Source organism: Pseudomonas sp. M5A4_2d (assembly GCF_053345295.1).
Map to the genome: position 1 here is coordinate 1 of NZ_JBKEZW010000010.1, position 21931 is coordinate 21931.

Sequence of the window (21931 nt, forward strand, 5' to 3'; positions counted from 1 at the left end):
GCACGCGGTTTGTGCCCATCGGCAACACACCGGTGGTGCTGCAACGCGTCGATCCCAACGGCGGCCCACTGGGCGAGCCGATCCACAAGACCATCGGCCCCAGCGGCATTCTCGAAATCACCGAGTGTGATCGCAACCAGCCGTACCGAATCAGCTTCTATCCCAACGTTTCCACGGATCACGTCAAGGCGCTGTACGCGTCTTATCAGTCGGTGATCGGGGAGTTGGAAGCGCGCCTGCGCGGCGAGTGGAACAGCACGTTCCAAGCGCAATGGAAAGACTATACGGACGCTACTGCGCTGGACCAACGCCGGATGGTGGAAGCGGCGTTTCTCAGTGGCATGGGCAAAGCGCTTTACGGGCTGTGGGACAACATCACGCAGCTGATGGGGAAATTCGGCCCACGAAAAGGAGAACCGATCGGCATGCAAACAGTCGATGGCAAAACTGGCTATCGCGTTGAACATGACGAAAGAAATGGTGCTCACATAAACGTGTGGTCTGGTAAACAAAAAGGGCCGCATTATCTTTTCGATGGCAGCCCGAAACTCGTATTCAAACTAACCAGAAGATTTGGAAAGAAATGAACTACTTTGACGAAGAGCTAATTAAAAACCTCAAAAAATCAAATATAAACTTCAGCATTCTTTCTGAGGCCGAGCATAATACAATAGTCAACAGCATCAATGAGACGATGCCATTCTCCGGAAACCAAATTGCATGGAGCAAACTAAAAAACAGCATAAACTTTGGGCTTGAAACATCAAACCTAGCCATATCGTTACTAACCGAAGAAATCAACAAAAAACCAAGAATAAGCTTTACTTTGTAGGTGACGCATGCTCCAAGGGCTATTCAATAGATCATGAAAAACTGAGCGAGGCGATCAAGATTCTCTCCGAATTACCTCAGCACACTTACATTGTTCCGGAACCCATGACTTGGATCGCCTGCCTTTCATTTGAGGGTCACATTGACTTCGTAAATATTTGCGCATAGAAACTACTTTGTATATAAATTTACTTCACTTCGACCTTTACATACTGAGTTCCACATACTGAAGTCTCCCTTTGGCGACACCCCTTTCAAACCTACCATCTCGTATATTTCAACGGCACTTTCAATATTCGACCTTGAAGAAACTAAAGGTGAAGCGTTGTGGAACTACGACCCTAACAATGAAAAATACAGAGAACAAATCATCGTTCTTTTCGTTTTTAAAGACCTTATGTATCTTTCTTATCGGTATCGATTTGTGCTGATGTCTGTACTCAAGGGTGCGCTCGATTCGCCCGATTTTGATTTCGACAAAGAATTTGAAAGTGATTACCACGCGCACATAAGGATGGCATGGGACGAAACAGAAATAGTTGACCCTCAAAGCTTTTTTGCCGACATCTACCGATTAGCCAACGAGGTTTGGAAAGACGACCTCCAAAGAGCCAGTCTTGAAGACCCATCCACATGGTAAGAACACCACTTGCCTCACTGACAACCCCAACCCTGTGGCGAGCGAGCTTGCTCGCGTTGGGTTGCGCAGCGGTCACAATAAGCCAGCTGGCCAGAGAATCGGGCTCACCGGAATGAGTGAGCCCTGCAATCAAATCAGCGCTTGGAAAGCTCCATAATCATCCGACTAAGCAGATAAATCCGCGGCGCCACACTCTCCACTTCGGCATATTCCTCCGGCGTATGAATATTCCCGCCCACGATCCCAAACCCATCCAACGTCGGCGTCCCAACCCCGGCGGACAAGCTCGCATCCGCCGCCCCGCCGCTGCCTTCAACCGTCAACTTACGCCCCAGTTCCCCATAAATCCCCTGGGCAATGGCGACCAATTTGTCCGATTCCGGCGTTTGCGGCATGGGTGGCAGGCCTCGCAGCAAGCTGGTCTTCACTTCGGTTTCGGGGATCAACTTATTCGCTGAAACACGCGCCAGGTCTTTCTCGATTCGATCAAACTCCTCCGGCAACGCTGCGCGTACATCCGCTTTGGCGGTGGCTTGGTCGGGGATGACGTTGGTGCGGTCACCGGCCTTGATGACCGTGAAGTTGATGGTGGTTTTCTTTTCTTCATCGCCCAGTTTGCCCAGTTGCAGGATCTGGTGCGCCGCTTCCATGGCGGCGTTGCGGCCCAGTTCCGGGGCGACGCCGGCGTGGGCGGCTTTGCCTTTGACTTCGACCACGGCGGTGGCGCTGCCTTTGCGCCATACCACCAGGCCGTCGGCTGGGCGGCCGGGTTCGAGGTTCAGGGTAACGTCGTGGCCTTTGGCGGTGTTGCGGATCAGCTCGGAGGCGGCCTCGGAGCCGGTTTCTTCGCTGGCGTCGAGCAAGAAGGTGATTTGTGCGTAGTCCTTGAAGCCCTGGTTTTTCAGGACTTTCAGCGCGTAGATGCCGGCGACGATGCCGCCCTTGTCGTCCATCACGCCGGGGCCATAAGCGCGGCCGTCCTTGATGTGGAACGGGCGTTCGGCGGCCGAGCCTTCCTTGAACACGGTGTCCATGTGGGCCATCAGCAGGATCCTGGCTTTACCGGTGCCCTTGAGGGTGGCGATCACATGGCTGTTGTTGGCGGCCTTGTCCGGCACCCGTTCGATGCTGAAACCGAGCTGTTTCAATTCATCGACGGCGATGTCGCGCACTTGGGTCAGGCCGGGCTCGTAGCCGGAGCCCGAATCAATATTCACCAGGCGCTCCAACAGTTTCAGGGCCTCGGCCTTGTACTGCTCGGAATCCGCCTGGATCTGTTTGTGGGGTTCGGCGCTGTAGGCCGGCATTGCGAAGGACAAGGCCAGGGTCGCGGCCAGGAGGGTACGGGAGAAGGAAAAGAGCATGGACCGATCCTTGTTTTTTGTTGGGAGGGGCTGCGACACCCTACCCCACTAAACCGACCGCAACCAACTCCCCTGCGCTGAGCTGACCCGGTTACGCCCGCTGCTCTTGGCTTCATACAAGGCCTGGTCGGCGTCGTTGAGCCAACTGGTGGAATCGGCGTGGGCCGCTTGATACGGTGCCAGGCCGATGCTCAAGCTGGCGCGCAGGGTTGGGTCCTGCGCATACGCCAACGCACTGAAGCGATCGCGCAAGGCATCCATCACTTCCGTGGCGCGATTGAGTGGCATATCCGGCAGAATCACACAAAACTCATCGCCGCCATAACGCCCGGCCAGGTCGGAGGTCCGCAGGTTCTGGCGCAGGACTTTACTCAATTGGCGCAGCACGATGTCGCCAGTGACATGGCCGTAGGTATCGTTGATGGTCTTGAAATGGTCAATGTCGATCAGCGCAATGGCCGCGCCTACCTGCTCGCGGCGGCAGCGCTGAAACTCGATTTCCAGTTGGTCTTTCCAGGCACCGTGGTTGAGCAGGCCGGACAGGCTGTCCGTGCGGCTCAACGCCAGCAACTCGCGTTTGTGTCGGGCCAGGGTCACGGCCTGGCGATAGCAGATCCAACCCAGCGCCAGGGGATACAGCATGAGGATCGGCAGGCACGCATACAGCTGGATCTCGGTCGTTACGGCGATAAACGCCGGACCAAACATCAGCAACGACAGGCCAATACCCAACCCCTGCGCGACCCAACCGGCCAACATAAAGCGAAACCCGCCGATGGCGACGTTGTTCATGGTCATCATCGACACGGTGGTGACGCTGGGCAGCGGGTTGAAGTGCATGGCGCCTACCCAGAACCCGCCGCAAAAGGAGTCGAACAGCAGGTTGCGGCGTTCGCTGCGCAGTGAATTGCTCACGCGGCGCGACCATTGATAGGCGAGGTGCGGCCAGACAAAGGCGTTGATCACCATCCACACCCACACCCACGCCGGTGGGTGTAGGGGATACATACCAAACACCACGCACACGAAGCCGAGCGTCAGCCCCAGTGCACGTGATTTATACAACCGTGAAGCGAGCGGAAGTCCTTTTCCTCCGGCAGCTGACATGGTCGGGTGTAATCCTGGATGAATGCCTGGAGTCTATCAGGGCAACGGCAAATCGCCACTACCGCTCATAAGGCTATAGATCAGGCCATTCAGTGCGAAAAACCGCGCGCCAGCATCAACGCCACACCCAGTAGCAACACCGCCGTGACTCGCTGCAACAACACCCGGCGCTTGGGGTTTTCCAGTACGTGCTTGATGCGTTGGCCGAAATAGCAGTACAGGCAACCGCTGGCAAATTGCAGCGTCAGAAAGGTTAACCCCAGGATCGCGATATCCGCCGATGAGCTGTGCTCACCTGACCCGGCAAACTGCGGGAACACCGCGCTGAACATGATGATGGTCTTGGGGTTGGAAAACCCGGTCAGCAAGCCTTTGCCGAACAGGCTGCGCGAGCCCTCCACGGCACCGTCCTTGTTGATCGCGACGCCGCTGCTGGTCCACTGCTTGTAGGCCAGGTAGAGAATGTAGGCCACGCCGACAAACTGGATGGTCTGGGTAATGGCGAGGTTGCCCTTGATCAACTCCGAAAAGCCTACGGCAAAGATCAGGATCGAAATCAGGTAGGACACCGTGGCGCCGATCTGCGCCGGGATCGAGCTGCGCAGGCCGTCTTTCAAGCCCAGGCTCAAGAGCAGCAAAGTCATGGGGCCGGGGCTGAAGGTCATGGTGGCGCAAAACAGCAGAAAGTAGAGAAACGAAGACAGTGTTAACGCAGTTGTCATGGTCCGGGACCTTGGATTGAAAAAAACAACGGGGCGGGCCACGCAAGCGCCCGCCCCTGGGCCCATCAGGCGACCGCGATTTCGGTCGTCAGGGATTCGCGGTACATCAGCGCCAGGTCAGCCAGGGCAGCTTTGGCGGTCTGGTTGCGGGTTTCAAAGGCCACCAGGCCTTTCCAATTGGTTTCGACGATGGCTTGCATCACGTCGGCGTAGTCACAGTTGCCGTCATGAATGCCGAAGTGCTGGTCTTGCATGCCGTTGTTGTTGCTGAAGGAAATGCCCTTGATGAGGTGGTGATACTTGCGCACCACTTCCGCCGGCAGGCCGTTTTCGATGTTGGCGTGGCCGGCATCCAGGAAGAAGTACACGTTGCTGTGCGCTTGCAGGCGCTCGAATACAAAGGCGTATTCGGCTTCATGGGTAAAGATGTAGTGGAACGGCCGGTAATTGACGTAGTTGGACAGGTTCTCCAGGTAGATATCCGTGCCCTTGGCCTCGGCGTAACTTGCCAGTTCCTGTACCGACTTGAGGTAGTGCTCCAGGGCAACCTTCTTGGCCATCAGCACCATTTTCGGCTCGACGATGCAGCCACCGTGAATGATCAACGGCGCGCCCAAACGGCTGGCGATGTCGATCTCTTTTTTCACGTACTCCACGGCCGCCACACGGAACGCCTCGACGTCACTGCCCAGTGGCGCCTTGAAGTTGCCGTGGAATATTGGCTTAACACCGGTCGCCTCGATATGCGCCTGCAGGCTGACGATGCGTGCCTCGGTCCAGTCGTCGACCATTTCACCAAACAGGCTGCCGTCGATGTACCAGTGGGTGCAGTCGCCTTCGACAGCGGTTTGCAGGCCTTTTTCGGCGCCGAGGTATTTCTGGTGAGCCACACCGGTACAGAACGGCACGGTGGGGTTGATCAGTTTGCTGTCCATGGAGCGATTCCTTTCGTTGATGGAGGGTTAAAGTTCGATGGCCATGAAGTCGGCCTTGGTCACGCCGCAATCGGGGCATGTCCAGTCTTCAGGCACCTCTTCCCAAGGGGTGCCTGCCGGGATTCCGTCCTCCGGAATGCCCAATTCTTCTACGTACATAAAGCCGCAGGGTGCGCACATATAAGTCTTCATAAGGATGCGAAATCCATTGCTCGCCTGTAGGGAATGTCGCCAACTCCTGGCGAGATGGCGCGCAGTCTAGGGGAGCGGCATTGCACAAGGCAGGTAAAGTGATGCCTAATCCGGCCTAACTTCACCGGTAAAAGCACCGGCAAAGACAAGGAAGGTTTATGTTTGTATCCGCCATCGCCTTTGTGGAAGGCACACCCAAGGTCCAGCAGATCGTCGCGGCGTTCAGCCAGCCCATCGAGAGCGGTGAATGGGCGCCCGGCAGCAAGTTGCCATCGGTGCGTGAGTTGACCCAGACCCTGGGTGTGAGCAAGTTCACCCTCAATGAGGCGCTGGACCGTCTGCGCGGGCGCAACCTGCTGACCTCAAGCCAGGGGCGCGGCTACTTTGTGGCGATGGAGACGGCCCATCCGACTTCGGCGACCTGGGTCGACCTGCTGCCCCAGGACCTGCTCAGCGTGTTGCGGCGCCCGCTGGTCACCGTCAGCGGCGAACTGCGCCCCGGTGGCGGCCACTTGCCGGAGGAATGGCTGAACGGCGAAGCCATCCGCCAAACCCTGCGCAGCGTGGTGCGCGCGCCGTCGTTGCGCATCGCCGGGCTGGGCACGCCGGCCGGGCTGTTACCGTTGCGCCAGGCCCTGCAACAGAAACTGCACGCCGAAGGCCTGTCGGTGCCGGTCGAGCAAATCATCACCACCCCCAACACCGTGCAGGGCCTGGACATGCTGATGCGCCTGCTCGCACGCCCCGGCGACACCGTGCTGCTGGACGCGCCGTGTTACTTCAACTTCCACGCCAACCTGGCCCTGCACGGCGTCAAAGTGGTGACTATCCAGCGCCGCCCCGACGGTTTTGACTTCACTGCCCTCGAACAGCTGCTGGCCGAGCACCGCCCCAGCCTGTATCTCACCACCAGCGTGCTGCATAACCCCACTGGCCACTCGTTCAGCCCCAGCCAGGCGTTTCGCCTGCTGCAACTGACCCAGCAGTACCACTGCCATATTGTCGAAGATGACCTCTACGGCGACTTGCACCCCAACCCGCCGCCCCGACTGGCCACCCTGGCGGGTCTGAACCAGGTCACCTACCTGTCGGGGTTCTCCAAGATCCTCAGCGCCAACACGCGCGTCAGCTATGTGGTGGCCGCGCCGCAACTGGCCGCCAACCTGACCAACATGAAGTTGATGAGCGGCGGCGTGACCTCGGAGCTGTTCGAACAGATCGTCTATCGCATGCTCAGCGAAGGCAGCTACGCCAAACACCGCAAGCGCATGGTGCAACGGTTGATGGAATCGGGTGGGCGCGTCGAGCAATGGCTCAAGCGCTGCGGCTGCGAATTGCCGATGGCCTATGAAGGCGGCATGTTTATCTGGGCGCGCCTGCCAGCGGGCGTAAACGGCGAGTTGCTGGCCCAGGAGGCATTGAAACGCAGCATGGTTTTGGCGCCGGGTGCGCTGTTCGGCTATGACCCCGCTCACCTCAACTCGATGCGTTTCAATGTGGCCCACAGTGATGAGCCACGCGCGCAGCGGGTGTTCGAGGCGCTGCTGCTCAAGGCCGTGCGCGCCCCTTGACCCGCTGCAAACCGATCACGTTTAGCGACGATGCGCCAACGACCTTACACAACGATCCCCCAGGCTTTGCACGCCCTGCACCAGCACCACCAACACGATGACCGTCACCACCATGATCTGATTGTTGAAACGCTGGTAGCCATACCGTATCGCCAAGTCGCCGAGGCCACCGCCGCCGATCACGCCGGCCATGGAGGAAAAGCCGATCAGCATCACCAACGTCAACGTCACCCCGGCCACCAGCGCCGGCAAGGCTTCGGGCAGCAGGACTTTTAGAATCACGTGGCGGATATCACCGCCCATGGCCACGATGGCCTCGATGCGGCCCTTGTCCACTTCATCCAGGGCATTCTCGACGATGCGCGCAAAAAATGGAAAGGCGCCGATGGTAATCGGCACTACCGCCGCCGTGCTGCCCAGCGTCGTGCCGACGATCAAGCGTGTCAGCGGAATCAACGCAATCAACATCACCACAAAGGGCAATGAACGCCCCAGGTTAATCACCCCGCCCAACACACGGTTGAGCCGTGGCAGGGGGAACAGGCCACCGCGTCGGCTGATAAACAGCACCACGCCCAGCGGCAGGCCGATCAACAGTGTGAACCACCCCGCCAGCAGCACCATGTAGAGGGTTTCGCCTGTTGCATTGAGCAGCAATTGAAGCACGTCGTTCCAGTCGGTTTTCATACGGCCCGCACCACTTGCAGGCTGGGCGCCAGCGAGCGGCCCAGTCGCGATGCCGGGTCAGCCTGCAATTGCAGCAAGGTGCCGCTCTCTACTACGCGGCCCTGCGCCAGGGACACCGCGCTGTCGCAGATGGCCTTGACCACCTCCAGTTCGTGGGTGATCAACACGATGGTCACCCCCAGCTGTCGGTTGATGTCGCGCAACAGCTCAAGGATCGACGCGGTGGTTTCCGGGTCAAGGGCGCTGGTGGCCTCATCCGACAGCAAATACGCCGGGCGCGCCGCCAACGCGCGGGCAATACCCACCCGTTGTTTTTGCCCGCCCGACAATTGCGAAGGAAATGCCTGGGCCTTGTCGCCGAGCCCTACCAGCGCCAGCAACTCGGCCACCCGCGCCGCTCGCTCAGCCTTGGGCAACTTGGCGATTTCCAGCGGCACGGCCACGTTATCCGCCACGTTGCGCGAATGCAGCAGGTTGAAGCCCTGGAAGATCATGCCGATGCGCTGGCGTTGCTCGCGCAGTTGCTTGTCGCTCAGTTGGGTCAGGTCCTGACCATCCAGCAGGATGCGCCCGCTGGTTGGCAGCTCCAGCAAATTGAGGCAGCGCAGCAAGGTGCTTTTGCCCGCCCCGCTGCGGCCGACGATGCCGAAGATCGACCCGTCGGCAATCTGCAAAGACACGTTGTCCAGCGCCGCCGGTTGGCCATCGGCGTAGGTTTTGCTGACCCCTTCGACGACAATCATTCGGCCGCCACCGGGATCACCGAGCCGGCATATTTTTCGCTGATGAACTGGGCGACTTGCGGCGAACGCAGGTCCTTGGCGAGCTGCTTGATACGCGGGTCGTCCGCCAACCTGGGCGTGGTCACGAGGATATTCGCGTAGGGGTTGCCCTCGGCTTTTTCCAACCCCAAGGCATCTTTGGCCGGCACCAACCCGGCCTCCAGCGCGAAGTTGCCATTGATCACCGCCAGGTCCACATCATCCAATGCACGAGGGATTTGCGGCGATTCGATTTCCAGGATCTTCAGATGCCTGGGGTTCTCGGCAATATCCTTGGGCGTGGCCTGGTCCTTGGACGCATCATTGAAACCCGGCTTGAGTGTTATCAGGCCATTGGCTTGCAGCAGGTAGAGCGCGCGGCTGAGGTTGGTGACGTTGTTCGGCACGGCCACGGTGCCTTTATCCGGCACCTGGGCGAGGCTGGCATGGCGATGGGAGTAGATGCCCAACGGTTCGATATGCACGGTGGCCGCCACGGCGAATTTCTGCCCGAGGGCCTGCTCCTGTGAGTTGAGATACGGCAGGTGCTGGAAGTAATTGGCGTCCACATCACCGTGGGCCAGCAACTCGTTGGAGTTCACGCCGCTGGGGATCTCGATGATTTTCAGGTTCAGGCTCGGGTCAAGCTTCTGCACGTATTCGAGGATCTGTGCATGGGGAATCGGGTCGGCGGCGACGCGCAACGCATCGGCGGCCGACACACTGAATGAGGCCAGCAACGCCGCCAGGGTAAGTGCGGTGGTTTTCAATATCGTGATCTCCTGATCAGGCGGACAGTGCTTGGGGAAGTGTGGCGTCGACGTAAAAGCGTTGAGCGACATCAGGGTGCGAACGCAGGCGGCCCTTGAGGTAATTCCAGCCGACATCGCGCAGCAGCGGGTTACGCGGGTCGCTGGCCGGGCCATGTGCATCACGCAGCAGTTCCGGCGCCAGTGGGTACACCGGCACCACCGCGTCCAGCTGTGCGCCGAGGAAAAACGCCAGGGACAAGCGCTCGCTGCCCACCGGCGGCGAGACCACTCGGTGCACGGTGGCGCGCAGGTAGCCGTTGCTGGCCAACTCAAGCAATTCGCCGATATTGACCACCAGCGTGCCGGGGCGCGGCGCGGCGTCGATCCAACGGCCCTCCTCCACTTCCACCTGCAAACCGGCTTGCTGGTCTTGCAGCAGGAAGCTCAGGAAGCCGGAGTCCTTGTGCGCACCTACGCCCTGGCGACTTTGTTGTGCATGGCGACCGGGGTAGCGGATCAGCTTGATGTGTTCGTTGGGTGTGCTGCCGTACAGCGCGTCAAACGCATTCTCGGGCAGCGACAGCGCCTGGGCGAAGGCGCGCAGCAGGCGCAACGACATCTGCGTCATCGCTTGCTGCCAGGCCAGCACCCGAGGCTTGAGCTCGGGCAAAGCGGCCGGCCATTGGTTCGGACCTTGCAGGCGCGCCCAGGCGGCCGGGTATTGTTCTGCATCCAGGGGCTCGCGCTCGGCGCCGACGTCGAACTGTTCGCGCAGGTCCGGCTGGCCCCGGGTGATCTCCGAAGCGGCGCGGTTGTAACCGCGAAAGTGCGGGGAGTTGAGCATGCCGACCGCGCGTTTATCGGCGTCGGGCAAGGCGAAAAATGCGCGTGCCTGCTGCTGCACCTGGCTCAACAGCGCCGGATCGATCCCGTGCCCGGTGAGGTAGAAAAACCCGATATGCCGCGCGGCAGATCGCAGCTCATCAAGGAATTTTCCGCGCTGCTGCGGGCTGCCGTCGAGCTGTGACAGGTCCAGCAACGGCAACGTGGTAATTGATTGCAGCATCAAAGGCTCACTCCATGAACGTCTTGGGTTGGAGAGACCAAGCTAAACGATCTTAAAAACGCGTAATAAATACCTTTTTAGAATTAGCTTAGGCGCTGGGGTGAACGATCCCCGCACGCGTGCCTGTCGATTTTTTTGCGTCCCCGTGTATCTCGTTATCGCCAGATACACTGCAATACAAAGGGCACAAGGCAAAGTCGGCGCCGATGGCTAGACTGCGGCTCATGAGCATTTAACGAGGAAGGCAGCATGGATCATGTCGATCACATCCTGATCGTCGATGACGACCGGGAGATCCGCGAACTTTTGGGTAATTACCTGAAGAAAAACGGCATGCGCACCACCGTGGTTGCTGACGGCCGCCAGATGCGCAGCTTCCTCGACACCACCCCGGTAGACCTGATCGTGCTCGACATCATGATGCCCGGCGACGACGGCTTGCAGCTGTGCCGCGAGCTGCGGGTGGGCAAGCACAAGGCAACACCGGTGCTGATGCTCACCGCGCGTAACGATGAAACCGATCGCATCATCGGCCTGGAAATGGGCGCCGATGATTACCTGGTCAAACCCTTCGCCGCCCGTGAATTGCTGGCGCGGATCAACGCAGTGTTACGCCGCACGCGGATGCTGCCGCCCAACCTGGTGGTCAGTGAGAGCGGGCGACTGATTCGTTTTGGGCGCTGGCGCCTGGACACGACCGCCCGCCACCTGCTCGACGAAGACGACACCCTGGTGGCCCTGAGCGGCGCGGAATACCGCCTGTTGCGGGTGTTTCTCGACCATCCGCAGCGCGTGCTCAACCGCGACCAATTGCTCAACCTGACCCAGGGCCGCGACGCCGATTTGTTCGACCGCTCCATTGACCTGTTGGTCAGCCGTCTGCGCCAACGCCTGCTGGATGATGCCCGCGAACCGGCCTATATCAAGACCGTGCGCAGCGAAGGGTATGTGTTCTCCCTGGCCGTGGAAATCCTCGGGGCCACGCAATGAAATGGCGGTTCGGCTGGCCGCGCACCCTGGCATCGCAGTTGTCGCTGATCTTCCTGATCAGCCTGGTGTGTGCCAACGGTTTGTCCTTCAGCGCGCAGTTCTACGAGCGCTATATCAGCGCGCGCACGGCCATGCTGGGCAACCTGGAGAACGATGTCTCCACCTCGGTGGCCATCCTCGACCGACTGCCCGCCAACGAGCGCGCCAGTTGGTTGCCGCGTATCGACCGGCAGAACTACCGCTACCTGCTCAATGCCGGCGAGGCCGGTGAGCCGATGAACAGCGATGACGTGCCGATGGCCGCCACCTCGATTTCAAGGGCGCTGGGTGAGCAGTACGCGTTGACCTTGCGCGACATTCCCGGCATGCAGAAACACTTCCAGGTGCACCTGACCCTGGCCGATGGCAACCCGATTACCCTCGATGTGCGCCCAGCCGCCTTGCCCGTCGCCTATTGGTTGCCCGTGGTGCTGGTGCTGCAACTGGTGCTGTTGCTCGGCTGTACCTGGTTTGCCGTGCGCCTGGCCATCCGCCCGCTGACTCGCCTGGCACGCGCCGTCGAAACCCTTGACCCCAACGCACACCCCACGCCTCTGGACGAGAAAGGCCCGGCCGAGGTTGCCCATGCGGCGATAGCGTTCAATGCCATGCAAAAGCGCATCGCCGAATACCTCAAGGAACGCATGCAGATCCTTGCGGCGATTTCCCACGACCTGCAAACACCGATTACCCGCATGAAACTGCGCGCCGAGTTTATGCAAGACTCCGCCGATCGCGACAAGTTGTGGAGCGACCTGGGCGAAATGGAGCACCTGGTGCGTGAAGGGGTGGCCTACGCCCGCAGCGTCCACGGTGCCACCGAGGCCAGTCACCGCATTGATCTGGACGCCTTTCTCGACAGCCTGGTGTTTGATTACCAGGACATGAACAAGCCTGTCAGCCTCACCGGCAAAAGCGCCCTCGTCCTCGACACCCGCCCCCATGCACTGCGCCGCGTGCTGGTGAACCTGCTGGACAATGCCCTGAAATTCGCCGGCAGCGCGGAATTGGAAGTCGGCTCGACCGCGTCCGGGCAGTTGTCCATCACCGTGTCAGACCGTGGGCCTGGCATTGCCGAAGATGAATTGGTGCAGGTGATGCAGCCCTTTTACCGGGTGGAGAGCTCACGCAATCGCGGCACAGGCGGCACCGGGTTGGGGCTGGCGATCGCGCAGCAGTTGGCGGTGGCGATGGGCGGCTCGCTGACTTTGAGTAACCGAGTAGGCGGCGGGTTGTGTGCTGAGGTTAGGTTGCGCCTTTAGTGCGGCCTTTAATGCACATTACTGATAACTAAAATATAAAATGATTCAGTATTTTAATAATTAGGTTAGAACCAACAGGCATTTTACAGACCCGCCCGCTGCCCTTACTTTTGACCCGAGTGACCGACCCCACGCCCGGAGGAGGTGTCAATCCCGTCATTAGCAAGGACAGACCATGAGCATTGAATTCATCGGCTATATCGGCGGTCACCACGCCTCCGAGATCCACCCGCGCAGCGGCCCTACCCTGCAACCGGACTACGTCGAAAGCGTGGCCCGCGCCCACGAAGCCGCAGGGTTCGACCGCGCCCTGGTGGCCTTCCACTCCAACAGCCCGGACAGCACGCTGATCGCCGCACATGCCGCCAGCGTGACCCAAAAACTGCAATTCCTGATCGCCCATCGCCCAGGCTTTACCCAACCCACGCTGGCTGCACGCCAATTCGCCACGCTGGACGTATTCAACGGTGGGCGAACCGCCGTGCACATCATTACCGGTGGCGACGACCGTGAACTGCGCGCCGATGGCAGCCATATCGGCAAGGACGAACGCTACGCGCGCACCGACGAATACCTCAGTGTGGTGCGCCAGGAATGGACCAGCGAACAGCCCTTCGATTTCGACGGCACCTACTATCAGGTAGAGGGCGCGCACTCGACGGTGAAATCGCCGCAGCAGCCGCATATTCCAGTGTATTTCGGTGGTTCCTCCAAGGCCGCCATTGAGGTCGCGGGCAAGCATGCCGACGTGTATGCGCTGTGGGGTGAAACCTACGAGCAGGTGCGCGAAACCGTGACCCAGGTGCGTGCGGAAGCGGCCAGGCACGGGCGTACGATTCGCTTCAGCTTGTCGTTGCGACCAATCCTCGCCGAAACCGAGGAGCTGGCATGGGCGCGGGCCGAGACGATCTTGCAACAGGCGACCGCACTGGCCGAAAAGAATGGCTTTGTGCGCCGTGAACCGCCGAATGAAGGCTCACGTCGGTTGCTGGCAGCAGCGGCGCAGGGGTCGCGGCTGGATAAGCGTTTGTGGACCGGGATTGCCGGGTTGCTCGGCGCGCAGGGCAATTCCACTTCGCTGGTAGGCACCGCCGAACAAGTCGCTGAAGCGTTGTTGGATTACTACGACTTGGGCATCACCACCTTCCTGATACGTGGATTCGACCCGCTCAATGATGCGATCGACTATGGCAAACAGCTGATCCCGCTGACACGCCAGTGGGTCGCAGAGCGCGAGCAGGCCAAACAGGTCGCTTAAGCCCCGAAAAACCCAGTGTGGGAGCGGGCTTGCTCGCGAAAGCGGTGGATCAGCCGATATTTCCGTTGACTGACACTCCGCATTCGCGAGCAAGCCCGCTCCCACATTTTGCCCTGCGTTTTACCCAAGCAAGCGTGCCAGTTCGTCTGCGCAATAGTCACCAAACAATTGCCCCGCCTTGGTCAACGACGCACTGCCAGGGTGGATGGCGCTGTTGGCAGGCGGTGATGTCATATCGCTGCGCATGCCCGATTCGATTCGCGCCTGAGCCGTGCACAACCCTGATTGGCAACACAGATCTACTGTGGGAGCTGGCTTGCCTGCGATGGCGGTGTATCCGCCAACACTTCTGGCAACGAACACCCCGCCGCCTGAGCCGCCTCTTTGCCAGGCACCCAAAAATGTCATGTGTGCGGGCTTGCTCGCGAGTGCGGCAGGCCAGTCAGCATGTGTATGACTGATCCACCGCCATCGCAGGCAAGCCAGCTCCCACATTTGCCCTGCGTTTTACCCAAGCAAGCGTGCCAGTTCTTCTGCGCAAGTCGCCAAACAATTGCCTGGCCTTGGTCAACGACGCACTGCCAGGGTGAATGGCGCTGCGCATGCCCGATTCGCGCCTGAGCCGAGCACAACTCTCATTGGCAACACAGACCTACTGTGGGAGCGGGCTTGCTCGCGAAAGCGGTGGATCAGTCGATATTTCTGTTGACTGACACTCCGCATTCGCGAGCAAGCCCGCTCCCACATTTTGCCCTGCGTTTTACCCAAGCAAGCGTGCCAGTTCTTCTGCGCAATAGTCACTAAACAATTGCCCCGCCTTGATCAACGGCGCACTGCCAGGGTGGGTGGCGCTGCGCATGCCCGATTCGCGCCTGAACCGCGCACAACTCTGATTGGCAACACAGACCTACTGTGGGAGCGGGCTTGCTCGCGAAAGCGGTGGATCAGTCGATATTTCTGTTGACTGACACTGCGCATTCGCGAGCAAGCCCGCTCCCACATTTTTTACTTGTTCAGTGATTTCAAACTCAGTTTTTGTAATCGGTATCGGTGCGTTCCAATTGCCGAATCAACGCATTCCAATGCCGTGCCACGCCCGGCCCTTCGCCATTGCTGAATACCTTGGCCTGCTCTTCCACCTTGGCCACCACCTCTGCCGGCGGGAAGATCAACTCAGCATTGCCGCCCGCCTGCGCCGCAATCTGGATAGTGCACGCGCGCTCCAACCCTTGCAGCTGCTGGAACGCATGCTCCACGCTGACGCCAGCCGTCAACAGCCCATGGTTGCGCAAGATCATCACACTCTTGTCACCCAAATCCGCCACCAGCCGCTCACGCTCATCCAGGTCCAGGGCCACGCCCTCATAGCCGTGATAGGCCACCCGGCCGGAGAACGCGATGGAATGTTGGGAGATCGGCAACAGGCCGTCTTTTTGCGCCGACACCGCAATACCGTCACGGGTGTGGGTGTGCAGCACTGCTTGCAGGTCGTGGCGGGCACCGTGAATGGCGCTATGGATCACATAACCGGCGTAATTGATGCCCAGGCCGGTCGGGTCATCGACCAGGGTGCCGTCGAGGTCGACCTTGACCAGGTTGGAGGCGCTGATTTCATCGAACAAAAGCCCGAAGGCGTTGATCAGAAAGTGCTCCTGCGGCCCCGGCACACGGGCGGAAAAGTGCGTGTAGATGTGGTCGGTCCACTTGTACAACGCCGCCAGTCGATAGGCCGCGGCCAGTTTGACGCGCACCTCCCACTCTTCTGGCGTGACGCGCTGGCGAACGTTGCTGGAAACGCTGGAGATCGGGGTGACGCTGCTCATGGCAAAACTTCCTGGATAGCCTTAAGGACTTCCAGTCAGCCTATGGGATGGCAAAAAATAATAAAAAGCACATTTTAATCTAAGCTAATTATTATTTTTTTTCATAACCATAATGCTCAGGCCGCGTCCCGCAGCTTGTGCAACGACGCCGCCACCCACTGGCCAAACGCATCCACCGGGCCTTGCAGGTTGCCCAGGAAGTGCGGGTAGATCAGCCACAAATCCAGCACCGGTTTGAAGTCCTTGAGCGGCATCACCGCCAGTTGCTCGCGATGGGCGCTGCGCTCCAACAGCGGGCGTGGCACCAGGCCCAATCCCAGGCCGTCAGCCACAAGCCCCAATTGCAGCTCGGTGCCGAAGGTTTCCAGGTTCACCCGCAATGCCAAACCTTGATCGGACAGCGTGCGCTGCAAACCGGCACGGAAACCGCAGCCATCCGGGTTGAGAATCCAGCCATTCTGGTACACGTCCGCCAACTTGCACGGCTTCTTCGGCAACTGTGCCTTGGCGCACACCACCACCAGCTCCATCTTGCCGATGGACTCACCGACAATGTTGTCCGGGAATATCTTGCCGGCCGGGAATAAGGCCGCCGCCGCATCCAGCTCGCCGCGCTCGATCTTGCCCACCAACTGGCTGCCCCAGCCGGTGGCGACTTGGGCGCGCAGGTCCGGGTAGTCGGTACGCAGCTGCTTGAGCGCATCCAGCAGCACCACATCGCCGATGGTCTGTGGCACGCCCAGGCGCAGCACGCCGGTGGGCGGCGCGTCCGTGGCCACCAGCTCACGCAGTGCGTCCATTTCACGCAGGATCAGGCGGCATTGCTCATAGACCCGGGTGCCAATCAGCGTAGGCTTCAAAGGCTTGGTATTGCGGTCGAACAGCTCCACACCCAGCGCCTGCTCGAAGTTCTGCACGCGGCGGGTGATGGCCGGCTGGGTCAGCTGCAACGACTCGGCTGCGTGGCTGATGGACTGGCAACGAATCACTTCGACAAAGGCATCGATATCGTCAATTTTCATTTGGGCCGCACATAGAGAACAGTCATTAAGATGTGTGCGAAGCATAGTTGCCGCAACGCTGCCTGGATAGTCCATGCTGGGATCGATAACGTCTAACGCTATTCAGACCGGTTCTAAATTACCTAAAGCTATAAGCTAATCATTAAAAAATAGCATATTAAATATAAACATTATGCTTATATAAAACCATCAACAGCACGATGGAATTGCCATGACCCAGGCCCCGCACCCCGAGAGACTCAGAGCCTTTATAGGCGCCCTGGCGGAATTGATCGACGGCAATCCACGCGAAGGCGACCTGCTGCACCGTGGCGGCAAGTTACTGGCGCAACTGGTCAGCCACGATGACTGGCTGCCCGACGAATACGCCCAACCCGATCCGCAGCGCTACCAGCAATTTTTGCTGCATGCCGATTCCCGCCAGCGTTTCAGCATCGTCAGCTTTGTGTGGGGGCCGGGGCAAAGCACACCGATTCATGACCATCGGGTGTGGGGGCTGATTGGCATGTTGCGTGGCGCGGAGTTTTCCCAGGGTTTCGAACGCGCGCCTGACGGCAGCCTGGTGGCCGAAGGCAAGCCTGTTCACTTGGTGCCGGGCCAGGTCGAGGCTGTGTCGCCCAAGGTGGGGGATATTCATCAGGTCAGCAATGCACACAGCGACCAGGTGTCTATCAGCATCCATGTGTACGGCGCCAACATCGGTGCCGTGCGCCGCGCGGTGTACCAGCCCGACGGCAGCGAAAAACTGTTTATCTCCGGTTATTCCAACGCCTACCTCCCGAACATCTGGGATGTGTCCAAAGAAAAGAGTCCTGCCCTATGACCACCGTATCGACCCGCAGCTTTGCCCAGATTCGCCAGGCCTTGTTGGACCGTGAGGAAGTCGCTCTGGTCGACGTGCGCGAAGAAGCGCCGTTTGCCGAGTCTCACCCGCTGTTCGCTGCGAACATCCCGCTGTCCAAGCTGGAACTGGAGGTGTATTCGCGCATTCCACGCCGTGATACGCAGGTCACCGTCTACGACAACGGCGAGGGGCTGGCGCAGCGTGCCGTTGAGCGCCTGGTTGCGCTGGGCTACACCCAGGTCAGCCAGTTGGAAGGTGGGCTAGACGGTTGGCGCCGAGCCGGTGGTGAGCTGTTTATCGACGTCAACGTGCCAAGCAAGGCCTTTGGCGAACTGGTCGAAAGCGAACGGCATACACCGTCCCTGGCCGCTGAACAGGTGCAGGCCTTGCTCGACAGCCAGGCCGACGTGGTGGTGCTCGACGCGCGCCGTTTCGACGAATACCAGACCATGAGCATCCCCACCGGCATCAGCGTGCCGGGTGCTGAACTGGTGTTGCGCGCCCGTGAACTGGCGCCGGACCCGGCCACCCGTATCATCGTCAACTGCGCCGGGCGTACCCGCAGCATTATTGGCACCCAGTCACTGATCAATGCCGGCATCGCCAACCCGGTGTCGGCCTTGCGCAACGGCACCATCGGCTGGACCTTGGCCGGGCAGAAACTCGCCCATGGCCAGTCGCGCCGCTTTGCGCCAACCTCCGAAGAACACCGCCGGATCGCCGCCCAGGACGCGCGTCGCGTTGCCGACAAGGCCCGCGTCGGCCGCGCCACGCTGGCGGATCTGCAACGCTGGCAGCAGGAACCGACCCGCACCACCTACCTGTTCGATGTGCGCACCCCGGAAGAATTCGAAGCCGGCCACTTGCCCGGCGCGCGCTCCACGCCGGGTGGCCAACTGGTCCAGGAAACCGACCACGTCGCCAGCGTACGCGGTGCGCGGCTGGTGCTGGCGGATGACGATGGCGTGCGGGCCAATATGTCGGCGTCCTGGCTGGCCCAGCTTGGCTGGGAAGTGCATGTGCTGGACGCTCTGCAACCAGCGCATTTCAGTGAACACGGCGCCTGGGTTGCCCCGGTTCCCGCGCCGCCACAAGCCGAACTCATCAGCCCACACACCCTCGCAGACTGGCTGGGCCATGGCGACACGGTCGTGTTGGACTTCACCGCCAGCGCCAACTACGTGAAACGCCATATCCCGGGGGCCTGGTGGGCGCTGCGCGCGCAATTGCCCGAGGCCCTGGCCAAAGTGCCGGCTGCCCAGCGTTACGTGCTGACCTGCGGCAGCAGCCAACTGGCGCGCCTGGCGGTGCCCGAGGTCGAAGCCATTACCGGCAAGCAGGTGTTCCTGCTGCAAGACGGCACGGCCGGCTGGATCAAGGCGCAACTGCCACTGCAAGAAGGTGAAACCCACCTGGCCTCGCCGCGCATCGACCGTTACCGCCGCCCCTACGAAGGCACCGACAACCCCAAGGAAGCCATGCAGGCTTACCTGGATTGGGAGTTCGGCCTGGTCGACCAACTGGCCCGCGACGCCACCCACGGTTTCCATGTGATCTGACCCTTCACCTGACCCTACAGCTGCACCGCGAGCGGTGCAGCGCCCCAGGACATCCGACCCCTTCTCCAGGCGGAGGTATCCGTACCCCTTTAACAAACGCCTGGAGTTTGTCCCATGCTGTTCACCACACCGTTCAAGCGCCTTCTGTTGGGCGCCGCCCTCGCCTTGGGCCTGGTCACCACCGCCCACGCCGCTGACCTGCAACCCCTGCGAGTGGCCAATCAGAAATCCACGATCAAGGCGCTGCTGGAAGCTTCCGGCGAAACCAAAAACGTCCCGTATGAAATCAAGTGGTCGGAGTTCCCGTCCGCCTCGCCGTTGGGCGAAGCCTTGAATGCCGGCGCCGTCGATATCGGTGCCTTGGGCGATGCACCGTATGTGTTCGCCCTGGGTGCAGGGGCATCGCTCAAGGTGGTCAGCATCATCCACGCCGAAGGGCGCAACACCACTGCCCTGTTGGTGCCCAAGGATTCACCGATCAAGACCGTGGCCGACCTCAAGGGTAAAAAAATCGTCACCGGGCGCGGCTCCATCGGCCATTACCTGGCGATCAAGGCCCTGGCCAGCGCTGGCCTGACGACCCAGGATGTGCAGTTCATTTTCCTGCTGCCCAGCGAATCGCGCCTGGTGCTGGATAACGGTACGGTCGACGCCTGGGCCACATGGGACCCCTACACCACCGTGGTCACCTCACAGAGCCAGGCCCGCGTGTTGATCAGTGGCAACCAGTTGCTGAGCAATCACCTGTACTTCGCCGCCACCCGCCAGGCCATCGCCGAAAAACGCACGCAACTGGATGACTTTGTCGCCCGCGTCGATCGCGCCTACGCATGGGCCAACGTGCACCCCGATGAGTACGCCGCCGCCCAGGCCAGGATCACCGGCCTGCCGTTAGCCGTGCACGTGGAGGTGGCCAAAGACACCCATCTGTCCCCCGTGCTGATCGACGACGCCGTCATCAGCGGCCTTCAAGCCACAGCCGACACCTATCAAAAAGAAGGCCTGCTGCCCAAGCACATCGACGTGTCGCAGGGCTTCGACAAGAGCTTTAACGCCGAGCGTGTCCCCAATTCCCAAGCATCGCGCTAAAAGGAGCAGCACATGAGCAAGCCAGGTCAATTGAAGCCACGCCATTTGAAACTGGGCGCCATGGTCCACGGTGTCGGTCACGGCTGGGGCGAATGGCGCCATCCGCAGGCGCAAGCCAATGCCAGTACTAACTTTGGCTTCTACAAACAGCAGACTGAATTGGCCGAAAGCGCCAAATTCGACTTCGTGTTTATCGCCGACAGCCTGCACATTCACGCCAAATCCAGCCCGCACTACCTCAACCGTTTCGAGCCGCTGACGATCCTCTCGGCCCTCGCCGCATTGACCACTCATATCGGCCTGGTGGCGACGGTGACGGTGAGCTACACCGAGCCTTACCAGGTGGCGCGCCAGTTTGCCTCCCTGGACCATATCAGCGGTGGCCGCGCCGGGTGGAACGTGGTGACCTCCTGGCTGAGCGGCACCGCCGATAACTTCGGCAAGGCCGAGCACCCGCCACACGCCGTGCGCTACCGTATCGCCAAGGAACACTTGAATGTGGTCCAGGGCCTGTGGGACTCCTGGGAAGACGACGCCTTTGCCTACGACAAACAGAGCGGCGAGTTTTTCACCCCGCACAAGCTGCATGCCCTGAATCACAAAGGCGAGTTTTTTTCGGTGAAAGGCCCGCTGAACATCGGCCGCTCGCGCCAGGGCCAGCCGGTGATTTTCCAGGCGGGCACCTCGGAAGATGGGCGTAACTTTGCCGCCGAAAATTCCGATGCGATTTTCGTGCACGTCGAGAACATTGAAGAGGCCAAGGCCTACAGCGCCGACTTGAAGCGCCGCGCCAAGGGCTTTGGCCGTGACGCCGACAGCCTGTCGATCTTGCCCGGCATCCGCCCGATTGTCGGGCGCGATGCAGCGGAGGTGGAACGCCGCTATCAGCAGGCCGTGGACCTGGTGACCGTAGAGGACGCCATTGTGGCGCTGGGCCGTCCCTTCAACGACCACGACTTCAGCCAATACCCGCTGGATGAACCGTTCCCGGAACTCGGCGACCTGGGCGCCAACAGTCAAAAAGGCGGCTCCGACCGCATCAAGCAATTGGCCAGGGACGAAGGCCTGACATTGCGCGAAGTGGCCCTGCGTTTTTCGCGGCCCAAACGCGATTTTGTCGGCACCCCGGAGCAAGTCGCCGATGCGATCCAGACCTGGTTTGAAGCCGGCGCCAGTGACGGCTTCATCATCAACTCGGTGCTGCCGGATGGCTTGCAGTTCTTCACCGAGCTGGTGGTGCCGGTGCTGCAACAGCGCGGGCTGTTTCGCACCGAGTACACCGGCCATACGTTGCGCGACAACCTCGGGCTGCACGTGCCGGCCAACCGTTACAGCGTGGCTGAAACGCCCCTCAAGGCCCTGGCTTGAACGATGCGGCTGGCGCCCGATCACCGCGTGTCGGGCAGCCCATGCATGG

General features: G+C 60.3%; 22 protein-coding genes and 1 pseudogene. 11 read left to right on the forward strand and 12 right to left on the reverse strand.

Translation table 11 applies throughout. The features are described from left to right. From ACLBW8_RS22045 to ACLBW8_RS22055, 3 genes and pseudogenes are all read left to right on the forward strand, one after another. A pseudogene (locus tag ACLBW8_RS22045) lies at nt 1–386 on the forward strand (hypothetical protein); the annotation flags it as partial. 197 nt (nt 387–583) lie between these two features. Beyond that, nucleotides 584–832, forward strand: coding sequence for a hypothetical protein (locus tag ACLBW8_RS22050; protein ID WP_447806292.1), 249 nt, complete (start codon nt 584–586; stop codon nt 830–832). A 429-nt stretch (nt 833–1261) separates the two neighbouring features. Further along, nucleotides 1262–1471 (forward strand): hypothetical protein, encoded by a 210-nt coding sequence (locus ACLBW8_RS22055; protein WP_447806293.1) that lies wholly within the window; start codon nt 1262–1264, stop codon nt 1469–1471. Between the two features lie 134 nt (nt 1472–1605). Here ACLBW8_RS22055 and ACLBW8_RS22060 read toward each other — a convergent pair whose 3' ends face one another. From ACLBW8_RS22060 to ACLBW8_RS22080, 5 genes are all read right to left on the reverse strand, one after another. Further along, nucleotides 1606–2835, reverse strand: a complete 1230-nt coding sequence (locus tag ACLBW8_RS22060) for a M20/M25/M40 family metallo-hydrolase (RefSeq protein ID WP_447806294.1) — start codon at nt 2833–2835, stop codon at nt 1606–1608. Between the two features lie 48 nt (nt 2836–2883). Next, nucleotides 2884–3942: a diguanylate cyclase gene (locus tag ACLBW8_RS22065; protein ID WP_447806295.1), complete on the reverse strand. Its 1059-nt coding sequence runs from the start codon at nt 3940–3942 to the stop codon at nt 2884–2886. Nucleotides 3943–4031: 89 nt separating this feature from the next. Beyond that, complete coding sequence (locus ACLBW8_RS22070) at nt 4032–4664, reverse strand: LysE family translocator (protein WP_064451887.1); 633 nt, start codon at nt 4662–4664, stop codon at nt 4032–4034. Nucleotides 4665–4729: 65 nt separating this feature from the next. Further along, entirely contained in the window at nt 4730–5599 is an 870-nt protein-coding gene (locus ACLBW8_RS22075) for a sugar phosphate isomerase/epimerase family protein (protein WP_447806296.1), read from the reverse strand. A gap of 27 nt (nt 5600–5626) precedes the next feature. Continuing rightward, a complete protein-coding gene (locus ACLBW8_RS22080) occupies nt 5627–5791 on the reverse strand; it encodes a rubredoxin (RefSeq protein WP_016968943.1) in 165 nt (54 codons plus the stop codon). A gap of 158 nt (nt 5792–5949) precedes the next feature. Here ACLBW8_RS22080 and ACLBW8_RS22085 point away from each other — a divergent pair, with 158 nt between their 5' ends. Continuing rightward, nucleotides 5950–7362 (forward strand): aminotransferase-like domain-containing protein, encoded by a 1413-nt coding sequence (locus tag ACLBW8_RS22085; RefSeq protein ID WP_447806297.1) that lies wholly within the window; start codon nt 5950–5952, stop codon nt 7360–7362. Nucleotides 7363–7383: 21 nt separating this feature from the next. Here the strand turns inward: ACLBW8_RS22085 and ACLBW8_RS22090 are convergent, their stop codons facing one another. The 4 genes from ACLBW8_RS22090 to ACLBW8_RS22105 are packed head-to-tail and all read right to left on the reverse strand — an operon-like array spanning nt 7384 to nt 10628. Beyond that, the gene (locus ACLBW8_RS22090; RefSeq protein ID WP_064451884.1) at nt 7384–8049 is read right to left on the reverse strand and encodes a methionine ABC transporter permease; all 666 of its coding nucleotides are present in this window, start codon (nt 8047–8049) and stop codon (nt 7384–7386) included. Continuing rightward, a complete protein-coding gene (locus ACLBW8_RS22095) occupies nt 8046–8792 on the reverse strand; it encodes a methionine ABC transporter ATP-binding protein (RefSeq protein WP_447806298.1) in 747 nt (248 codons plus the stop codon). Before ACLBW8_RS22095 ends, ACLBW8_RS22090 begins: the two co-directional genes overlap by 4 nt. Next, complete coding sequence (locus tag ACLBW8_RS22100; RefSeq protein WP_447806414.1) at nt 8789–9583, reverse strand: MetQ/NlpA family ABC transporter substrate-binding protein; 795 nt, start codon at nt 9581–9583, stop codon at nt 8789–8791. Before ACLBW8_RS22100 ends, ACLBW8_RS22095 begins: the two co-directional genes overlap by 4 nt. A 13-nt stretch (nt 9584–9596) precedes the next feature. Beyond that, nucleotides 9597–10628: an isopenicillin N synthase family dioxygenase gene (locus ACLBW8_RS22105; RefSeq protein ID WP_447806299.1), complete on the reverse strand. Its 1032-nt coding sequence runs from the start codon at nt 10626–10628 to the stop codon at nt 9597–9599. A gap of 249 nt (nt 10629–10877) precedes the next feature. On the opposite strand from ACLBW8_RS22105, the gene ACLBW8_RS22110 reads away from it, so the two are divergent. The 3 genes from ACLBW8_RS22110 to ACLBW8_RS22120 all read left to right on the forward strand — a co-directional run bounded on the left by ACLBW8_RS22110 (nt 10878) and on the right by ACLBW8_RS22120 (nt 14177). Next, a complete protein-coding gene (locus ACLBW8_RS22110) occupies nt 10878–11618 on the forward strand; it encodes a response regulator (protein WP_064451882.1) in 741 nt (246 codons plus the stop codon). Next, nucleotides 11615–12919: an ATP-binding protein gene (locus tag ACLBW8_RS22115; RefSeq protein ID WP_447806300.1), complete on the forward strand. Its 1305-nt coding sequence runs from the start codon at nt 11615–11617 to the stop codon at nt 12917–12919. Before ACLBW8_RS22110 ends, ACLBW8_RS22115 begins: the two co-directional genes overlap by 4 nt. 175 nt (nt 12920–13094) lie before the next feature. Next, nucleotides 13095–14177: an LLM class flavin-dependent oxidoreductase gene (locus ACLBW8_RS22120; protein ID WP_064451880.1), complete on the forward strand. Its 1083-nt coding sequence runs from the start codon at nt 13095–13097 to the stop codon at nt 14175–14177. A 120-nt stretch (nt 14178–14297) separates the two neighbouring features. On the opposite strand, the gene ACLBW8_RS22125 is transcribed toward ACLBW8_RS22120, so the two are convergent. The 3 genes from ACLBW8_RS22125 to ACLBW8_RS22135 all read right to left on the reverse strand — a co-directional run bounded on the left by ACLBW8_RS22125 (nt 14298) and on the right by ACLBW8_RS22135 (nt 17022). Next, nucleotides 14298–14423, reverse strand: a complete 126-nt coding sequence (locus ACLBW8_RS22125) for a hypothetical protein (protein WP_447806301.1) — start codon at nt 14421–14423, stop codon at nt 14298–14300. 782 nt (nt 14424–15205) lie between these two features. Continuing rightward, nucleotides 15206–16000 (reverse strand): class II aldolase/adducin family protein, encoded by a 795-nt coding sequence (locus tag ACLBW8_RS22130; protein WP_221294451.1) that lies wholly within the window; start codon nt 15998–16000, stop codon nt 15206–15208. Nucleotides 16001–16116: 116 nt separating this feature from the next. Continuing rightward, entirely contained in the window at nt 16117–17022 is a 906-nt protein-coding gene (locus tag ACLBW8_RS22135; protein WP_447806302.1) for a LysR family transcriptional regulator, read from the reverse strand. A gap of 211 nt (nt 17023–17233) precedes the next feature. Here ACLBW8_RS22135 and ACLBW8_RS22140 point away from each other — a divergent pair, with 211 nt between their 5' ends. The 4 genes from ACLBW8_RS22140 (at nt 17234) to ACLBW8_RS22155 (ending at nt 21882) form a co-directional block, all read left to right on the forward strand. Next, nucleotides 17234–17845 (forward strand): cysteine dioxygenase family protein, encoded by a 612-nt coding sequence (locus ACLBW8_RS22140; RefSeq protein ID WP_064451877.1) that lies wholly within the window; start codon nt 17234–17236, stop codon nt 17843–17845. Continuing rightward, nucleotides 17842–19425, forward strand: coding sequence for a rhodanese homology domain-containing protein (locus ACLBW8_RS22145; protein WP_128590373.1), 1584 nt, complete (start codon nt 17842–17844; stop codon nt 19423–19425). Before ACLBW8_RS22140 ends, ACLBW8_RS22145 begins: the two co-directional genes overlap by 4 nt. A 114-nt stretch (nt 19426–19539) precedes the next feature. Further along, nucleotides 19540–20514: an ABC transporter substrate-binding protein gene (locus ACLBW8_RS22150; RefSeq protein ID WP_064451875.1), complete on the forward strand. Its 975-nt coding sequence runs from the start codon at nt 19540–19542 to the stop codon at nt 20512–20514. A gap of 12 nt (nt 20515–20526) precedes the next feature. Then, the gene (locus ACLBW8_RS22155; RefSeq protein ID WP_447806303.1) at nt 20527–21882 is read left to right on the forward strand and encodes an LLM class flavin-dependent oxidoreductase; all 1356 of its coding nucleotides are present in this window, start codon (nt 20527–20529) and stop codon (nt 21880–21882) included. Nucleotides 21883–21931 lie beyond the last annotated feature (49 nt).

Bases quoted from the DNA above. Each gene is read 5' to 3' on its own strand.
- ACLBW8_RS22120 (WP_064451880.1), top strand. From the start codon at position 13,095: ATGAGCATTGAATTCATCGGCTATATCGGCGGTCACCACGCCTCCGAG.
- ACLBW8_RS22055 (WP_447806293.1), top strand. From the start codon at position 1,262: ATGTCTGTACTCAAGGGTGCGCTCGATTCGCCCGATTTTGATTTCGAC.
- ACLBW8_RS22145 (WP_128590373.1), top strand. From the start codon at position 17,842: ATGACCACCGTATCGACCCGCAGCTTTGCCCAGATTCGCCAGGCCTTG.
- ACLBW8_RS22150 (WP_064451875.1), top strand. From the start codon at position 19,540: ATGCTGTTCACCACACCGTTCAAGCGCCTTCTGTTGGGCGCCGCCCTC.
- ACLBW8_RS22155 (WP_447806303.1), top strand. From the start codon at position 20,527: ATGAGCAAGCCAGGTCAATTGAAGCCACGCCATTTGAAACTGGGCGCC.
- ACLBW8_RS22105 (WP_447806299.1), bottom strand. From the start codon at position 10,628: ATGCTGCAATCAATTACCACGTTGCCGTTGCTGGACCTGTCACAGCTC.
- ACLBW8_RS22140 (WP_064451877.1), top strand. From the start codon at position 17,234: ATGACCCAGGCCCCGCACCCCGAGAGACTCAGAGCCTTTATAGGCGCC.
- ACLBW8_RS22085 (WP_447806297.1), top strand. From the start codon at position 5,950: ATGTTTGTATCCGCCATCGCCTTTGTGGAAGGCACACCCAAGGTCCAG.
- ACLBW8_RS22050 (WP_447806292.1), top strand. From the start codon at position 584: ATGAACTACTTTGACGAAGAGCTAATTAAAAACCTCAAAAAATCAAAT.
- ACLBW8_RS22070 (WP_064451887.1), bottom strand. From the start codon at position 4,664: ATGACAACTGCGTTAACACTGTCTTCGTTTCTCTACTTTCTGCTGTTT.
- ACLBW8_RS22095 (WP_447806298.1), bottom strand. From the start codon at position 8,792: ATGATTGTCGTCGAAGGGGTCAGCAAAACCTACGCCGATGGCCAACCG.
- ACLBW8_RS22135 (WP_447806302.1), bottom strand. From the start codon at position 17,022: ATGAAAATTGACGATATCGATGCCTTTGTCGAAGTGATTCGTTGCCAG.
- ACLBW8_RS22110 (WP_064451882.1), top strand. From the start codon at position 10,878: ATGGATCATGTCGATCACATCCTGATCGTCGATGACGACCGGGAGATC.
- ACLBW8_RS22060 (WP_447806294.1), bottom strand. From the start codon at position 2,835: ATGCTCTTTTCCTTCTCCCGTACCCTCCTGGCCGCGACCCTGGCCTTG.
- ACLBW8_RS22115 (WP_447806300.1), top strand. From the start codon at position 11,615: ATGAAATGGCGGTTCGGCTGGCCGCGCACCCTGGCATCGCAGTTGTCG.
- ACLBW8_RS22125 (WP_447806301.1), bottom strand. From the start codon at position 14,423: ATGCGCAGCGATATGACATCACCGCCTGCCAACAGCGCCATCCACCCT.
- ACLBW8_RS22090 (WP_064451884.1), bottom strand. From the start codon at position 8,049: ATGAAAACCGACTGGAACGACGTGCTTCAATTGCTGCTCAATGCAACA.
- ACLBW8_RS22130 (WP_221294451.1), bottom strand. From the start codon at position 16,000: ATGAGCAGCGTCACCCCGATCTCCAGCGTTTCCAGCAACGTTCGCCAG.
- ACLBW8_RS22065 (WP_447806295.1), bottom strand. From the start codon at position 3,942: ATGTCAGCTGCCGGAGGAAAAGGACTTCCGCTCGCTTCACGGTTGTAT.
- ACLBW8_RS22075 (WP_447806296.1), bottom strand. From the start codon at position 5,599: ATGGACAGCAAACTGATCAACCCCACCGTGCCGTTCTGTACCGGTGTG.
- ACLBW8_RS22080 (WP_016968943.1), bottom strand. From the start codon at position 5,791: ATGAAGACTTATATGTGCGCACCCTGCGGCTTTATGTACGTAGAAGAA.